6 protein-coding genes are annotated in these 6,044 nt (G+C 47.5%); 3 read left to right on the plus strand and 3 right to left on the minus strand.

Going from position 1 to position 6,044, the window contains the following annotated elements; genetic code table 11:
- A partial coding sequence (locus tag OEL57_RS13175) for a hypothetical protein (RefSeq protein ID WP_414718521.1) occupies positions 1-310 on the plus strand: 310 nt, incomplete at its 5' end.
- Positions 311-346: 36 nt separating this feature from the next.
- Complete coding sequence (locus OEL57_RS13180; protein ID WP_300741037.1) at positions 347-1,141, plus strand: hypothetical protein; 795 nt, start codon at positions 347-349, stop codon at positions 1,139-1,141.
- 93 nt (positions 1,142-1,234) lie between these two features.
- On the opposite strand, the gene ptsP is transcribed toward OEL57_RS13180, so the two are convergent.
- A complete protein-coding gene (gene ptsP / locus OEL57_RS17075; protein WP_307726545.1) occupies positions 1,235-2,605 on the minus strand; it encodes a phosphoenolpyruvate--protein phosphotransferase in 1,371 nt (456 codons plus the stop codon).
- On the minus strand, positions 2,509-3,582 hold the full coding sequence (locus OEL57_RS17080; protein WP_307726546.1) for a GAF domain-containing protein: 1,074 nt from the start codon (positions 3,580-3,582) through the stop codon (positions 2,509-2,511). Before OEL57_RS17080 ends, ptsP begins: the two co-directional genes overlap by 97 nt.
- Positions 3,583-3,715: 133 nt before the next feature.
- Here OEL57_RS17080 and OEL57_RS13190 point away from each other — a divergent pair, with 133 nt between their 5' ends.
- Complete coding sequence (locus OEL57_RS13190) at positions 3,716-4,513, plus strand: tetratricopeptide repeat protein (RefSeq protein WP_300741038.1); 798 nt, start codon at positions 3,716-3,718, stop codon at positions 4,511-4,513.
- A gap of 53 nt (positions 4,514-4,566) precedes the next feature.
- Here OEL57_RS13190 and OEL57_RS13195 read toward each other — a convergent pair whose 3' ends face one another.
- Entirely contained in the window at positions 4,567-5,832 is a 1,266-nt protein-coding gene (locus OEL57_RS13195; protein WP_300741039.1) for an acetate kinase, read from the minus strand.
- Positions 5,833-6,044 lie beyond the last annotated feature (212 nt).

The raw sequence follows: 6,044 nt of genomic DNA on the forward strand, positions 1-6,044 counted from the left end.
GCCAACTCCTGCTGTAACAGCCCCAGCTGTAGAATCAACTGAACCAGCAGCAACAGAATCAATAGCGCCGCTCACAGCCAATGACATTGAATCTGCAATTCTTGATCTGGCTAATCAATCCGTTGGTAAACTCGGTCGGACACTTGCTGAAAAGGAACTGATGAACCTTGGCAGCGTTGAGTCTCTGAAGGATCCTGATAAACTTCAGGAATTTCTTGCTGCCCTAGAAAAAGGATCCAAGTTACTGGCAAGCTCGAATAAAATTAAAGAGATGAAAGAAGCGATTTCTGCCCAGGCAGCACAACTTTAATTTAATTCCGCCCAGCGCAGATTTAGAGGAGGCGTTATGGATTTAACAGGTTTTTTCCAAGCTTTAACATCAATTTTACCTTTTTTGCCCAAGATTTACAATGCGGTCGTCATTGACTACACCAGCCTGCTACTGGTTTTTTTCTGGTTTGTGGCTGCGGCAATCAGCTTTTATTTCAGCCTTAACAACTCCCGGATCTGGACCAGTATTTCAATTGGCTTCTTCCTGCTCTTCTGGAGCCAGTCCTACCAGCTGAACCCCTGGCATGAAACCTTTACCATCATGATTGCTGTGCACTACATGATTGGTACGGTTGCCATTCTGGTTATCAGCCACGGTATACAGGAATATTTCGTGTTCACCAGAACACTTGAAATTACGGGGTCAAAAAAGACCATTTATATTGGTACTGCCTTAATCCTGGCAATTACCATTCTGGTGATCAGCCTGAATCCCAAGCCATCTCTTTATGTACTGCGTAACTACCGGATGATGAACAACACGGTCTGGTTCTACCTCTGCATCATCAATATTTATACTATCTACAAAATTTACAAAGAGATGAAGGACTCACCGATTGCCAATGGTATCCTCTCTTTCGGCCTTGTCTTTATCTTTGCTCTGATTTGGAAAGGTGCTGGCCTCTATTTAATGGTATATCAATGGGATAAGCCATGGCTTGACATCATTGAGTTTGACGGTATCTCCACCGATATAGCCCTGCACCAAGGCAAAGTGGAAATTGCCAAGTCGCTCTTTAAGACCTTCAACTTCCTGACCAGCTTCTCAGTTGCCGGCACCTTTGCCTACCTGTTCAAACTGCTGCGCTAAACAAGCAAGAGGATCAAATAGAACGAAACGAGGGGAGACCATTTCTGGTCTCCCCTCGTTTCGTTTACCGCTTATATAGGTATTTGATGCTGCCTACCCGAACAGCTTTTTTCGACGTATGGCAAGATATCGTTTAATATCACAGGCGGTGTCAAAGGCCAGCACCTTACGGGCCATAGCCTGACACAAACGCAACGAGTGAGAACGGATAGCCTGCTTGACCAGCGGAATACTTGGCGCAGAAAGACTGAACTCTCGTATCCCCATCCCCACCAAAAGCAATGCATATAATGGATCAGCAGCCATCTCACCACACAGAGAGACTTTTTTACCGGTCTGCCGCCCTACATCAGCCACCCGCTTGATCGCATGCAGCACAGCCGGATGATAGGGCTCATAATACTGCTTCACTTTGGCGTTATTGCGGTCTGCAGCAAGCATATATTGAATCAGATCATTGGTTCCAATACTTAGGTAATCCACCTCGGCAGCCAAACGGTCAATAATCTGAACTGCTGCCGGCACCTCTACCATAATTCCTAAAGGCAAACCGCTACACACATCATGGCCTTGCTGACACAACTCTTCGACTACTGAGTCCAGAATAGCCCTGATCCGACGCACTTCATCAAGGCAGCTGATCAGGGGAAACATGATGGTTGCCTGACCAACCGGAGCAGCTAAAAGGATGCCCGCCAACTGTTCACGAAAAATCTCCTCTTCATCCAGAGATACCCGAATTGAACGCCAGCCAAGAAATGGATTGTCTTCATGGGGATAACTGAAATACGGTAGCCCCTTATCACCGCCGATATCCAGAGTTCGAATATTAACCGGCTGATTTGGAAAGCCCTCCAGTATTTTTCCATAGAGTGCGGCCTGCTCTTGACGATTGGGAAAGGTCGTACGAGCCATATAGGGAAACTCAGTCCGATACAACCCCACACCTTCAGCACCGTTGGCAATAGCAGTCCTGACATCGGATAAAAGTCCGATATTGGCCCGCAACAAAATCCGAGTACCATCGCTGGTTACTGCCGGTAGATCACGTAACGGCTCCAACTCTTTTAAACGTGTCGTGTACTCTTTTTCAAGCCGTAGGTACTCATCCCGGACCTGCTTCTCCGGGTTCAGATAGATCTGACCAGACGTACCATCCACAATCACCTGATCTTTAACGTTGGCTGCATGCAAAAGCCCCTTTACCCCAACCACCGCTGGAATGCCCAGGGATTTTGCCATAATGGCAGCATGGGAATAGATATTGCCCTTTTCCGTTGCAATTCCCAGTATCTTGTCATGATCCAGCATGGCCATATCAGAGGGGAAGATATCCTCTGCAACAATCACACGCTTTTCTTTCAGCTTTACCCCGTTATGCTCATTTCCTTCCAACACATCAATGATCCGGCGACCGATATCTTCCATATCTGCGGAACGTTCCCGAAGATAGGGGTCCTCCATGGCTGAAAAGACTTCAATATATACCCCTGCACCACCTCATGCACCGCCCGTGTAGCGCCAGCTCCCTGTTCAATCAGATCGTTGACCTTATTGAGAAAACCACGATCCTCAAGGATCATCAGATGGGTATGAAAAATAGAGGCATCATCCTCGGACAGCAGCTCACTGACCCGTTTTTCCATATAGATGGTCTGGATGGTGACTTTTTCAAGAGCAATCCTGAATTTGTGCAGCTCATCCGCAACAACACCAACCCTGGCGACCTTGATTACCTTGTCACTGAAACGATCCAGTATATAGACCTTGCCATGGCTAAAACCTGGCGAAACAGCAGTTCCCCCCAGTGAGCAGGATTTGGATTTTGTTTCAAGTTGTTCGCGCCCTCCATCACCAGGACGATGGGTCTTAAGACGAGCCAACTCCTGTTCATAATAGGCGCGCTCCTGTTCTTTGGTCTGGATGGAATCAAGCAGTTTGGCATTCAGAACAATGCTACTGATCTGGAACGTAATGGTTCTCAGAACACTGATTTCATCCTGCGTAAAGCTGCGGGCAGCAACAGTTTGTACAACAATAACCCCAATCGGTGTCTTGCGTTCAAAAAGAGGTAGACCAAGAAACGATAGATAGCGTTCTTCTTTGGAATGCTTAAAATATTTATAGCGAGGATGAGCCGGGGCATTATCGGTGGTAACCATGTCTCTGGTCTGTACTACCAGGCCGGAAAGGCCTTCCGATGTCTTCATCGAAACAGTGCCGACCGCAGTTTTTGAAAGTCCCTTGGTGGCCTTCAGCACCAACGTTTCACCATCCTCCTCCAATAGATAGATCGAGCAGACCTCACTCCCCATCCGTTTGGCAACAATGGTTACAATATTATCAAGCGTCTCCTGCAAATCGTGAGAATGCAGAATAATGCTGCTGATGTCCTCCAGTGTGCGGAGTCCAAGGGATTGTTGGGGCTGTTCACGCTGCATGGCATACCCTTCTGATAAAATATCGTTTACAGTATAAGGCAAAGTTCTTTCTTTGCAATAGGTCTGCTTAATTTTTACTAAAAACCAGCCACGATGTAGTATATGGTGAGTACGATTTAAACAGGAGGTGCATATGTCCACAGATAGACTACATGAAGAACTTACCAAAGCAATTGACTTGCTAGATGGGGGAGACCCTGCTGCGGCACTTGTGGTTTTAGATAGATACCTTAAGCAGTCAAACGATGATGCAGACGCTTATTTCTATCGTGGAGATGCGTTGGCTGAGCTGGGACGTCTTGACGAGGCAATCAGTGCCTACCGCAACGGGCTCGCCTACACTCCAACCAATCCTGATGCCCTGACAACTCTGGGAGACCTGTTATTTGAGGCAGGCCAGCATCAGGAAGCACTTGGACAGTACCGGGCAGTCCTGCTTGCAGACCCTGACGATGCTGATGCGCTGGTCAGCATTGGCCTTGTCCATAATGCCCTTGATCAGACCGACGAAGCCATGTCTGCCTTTAAGTCAGCCATTGAAAAAGAGCCTGAAAATATCTTTGCCTGGAATGCTCTGGGGGATCTGTATTACGGCAGTGGTGATCATACTGCCGCCATTGATGCGTATCGTAAGGGGATTGAGCTGGATCCGATGGACCCTGCTGCCTACCACAACCTGGGAGAACTCTACTACGACCTTGAGGAGTACACTCCAGCAGAAGAAAACTGCAAAACAGCTGTTAAGCTTGCGCCAGACTTCAGCATGGCCTACCTGACCCTTGGCGGCATCTGTATGGATCAGGAGCGAATGAAGGATGCCCTCAAATATTACCGGCTCTACCTGAAATATGAGACATCTCCCCTGGCAGCAGATATGCTGGCTGAAGTCAAAGCGGTGGTGGAGGGATTACAGGAAGAATTGAAAGAGTGAAAAGCAACGAGTGAAGAGTGAGAAAAAGACTCTCACCCTTCACTCGTTGTCGGCTACTTCCTTACAAAGTCTGATTTTGCAAAGGAATACTCAAACTGCATGTGGTCAGTGTAGCTGCCATCCAGAATAGCAACCACATCCTCGGTAAAGACCAACTCTTCATCAGTGGGAATAACGTACACCTTGACCGGAGAATCATCAGTGGTGATCAGCGACTCCCTCTTACGGGTCATGGCTCCGGCATTGCGCTCCCGGTCCAGATAAATACCGATATGCTCAAGCCCCTCAATCGCTTTTTCACGGATTGCCGCCCCCATCTCACCAACACCGGCAGTAAAGATCACTGCATCTAGCTTACCAATGGCCGCCATATAGGCACCGATATACTTCTTCAGGCGATAGGCCTCAATATCCAGAGCCAGTTGACAACGATGATCACCTTTAGCAGCGTGCTCAATCACATCACGGCGGTCAGTGTAGCGACCGGTAATACCGAGAATACCACTCTTCTTGTTCAGAACGCTGTCAATTTCCTTGGCAGAAAGGTTCTCCTTCTGCATCATAAAAGCCGGAATGGCTGGGTCAATGTCGCCACTACGGGTCCCCATCACGGCTCCCTCAAGTGGAGTAAGCCCCATGCTGGTATCAACCGAAATACCATTCTTGATAGCACAGTGGGAGACACCATTACCGATATGCATGGTAATGATGTTGCATTGATCAGCAGGCTTGCCAAGCAGCACAGCGGTACGCTTGGAGACATACAGGTGCGAAGTGCCGTGGAAACCGTAGCGACGAACACCGTGGTTTTCATACCAATCATAGGGTACCGGATAGAGAAAGGCCTGCTCCGGCATGGTCTGATGGAAAGCGGTATCAAATATCGCCACATGAGGAATAGTTGGCATCAGTAAACGGGCAGCCTCAATACCCTCAATATTCGGTGGATTATGGAGTGGTGCCAGATGCTGCACATCCTTAACCGCATTCAGCACATCATCATCAATTTGCACCGAGCAGGTAAACTTTTCACCACCATGCACAACCCGGTGACCAACAGCAGAGATCTCGGCTACACTCTGCAGTACGCCCTGTTCACGATCAGTTACCACACGGATAACCAGGTCAATGGCAGCCTTGTGATCAGGACAGTCCTGCTCAAGCTTGAAATTTTCCCTGCCCGGGACCTCATGTACAATATACGAATCACCAATAATGACCCGTTCAACCATCCCCTTGGCAACAACCACCTTTTTTTCCCAGTCAAACAACTGGTATTTGACAGATGAACTACCGCAGTTTAACGCCATAATAATCATACAATTTCCTCCCAAATACACAGAGATCAAGACATTATTTTAAGTAAAAAAACATTAGTCAGATTAAACCATTTACACAATAATAAAACTGTTTTTGATATACATGCTGCCCCATAAAAATTCAACCAATTTATGAAACGGTTCTATGAAATCACGTATACAGTTTTGCTGGACATTTTATCGGTGCTGTGGTGACGCGGTAACGACTGTGT

The organism is Trichlorobacter sp., assembly GCF_030247655.1.
In the GTDB taxonomy this organism is placed as follows: Bacteria; Desulfobacterota; Desulfuromonadia; order Geobacterales; family Pseudopelobacteraceae; genus Trichlorobacter.

Coding starts and splice junctions, on each gene's coding strand:
- OEL57_RS17080 (WP_307726546.1), bottom strand. CDS start 3,582: ATGCAGCGTGAACAGCCCCAACAATCCCTTGGACTCCGCACACTGGAG.
- OEL57_RS13180 (WP_300741037.1), top strand. CDS start 347: ATGGATTTAACAGGTTTTTTCCAAGCTTTAACATCAATTTTACCTTTT.
- OEL57_RS13190 (WP_300741038.1), top strand. CDS start 3,716: ATGTCCACAGATAGACTACATGAAGAACTTACCAAAGCAATTGACTTG.
- ptsP (WP_307726545.1), bottom strand. CDS start 2,605: ATGGAGGACCCCTATCTTCGGGAACGTTCCGCAGATATGGAAGATATC.
- OEL57_RS13195 (WP_300741039.1), bottom strand. CDS start 5,832: ATGATTATTATGGCGTTAAACTGCGGTAGTTCATCTGTCAAATACCAG.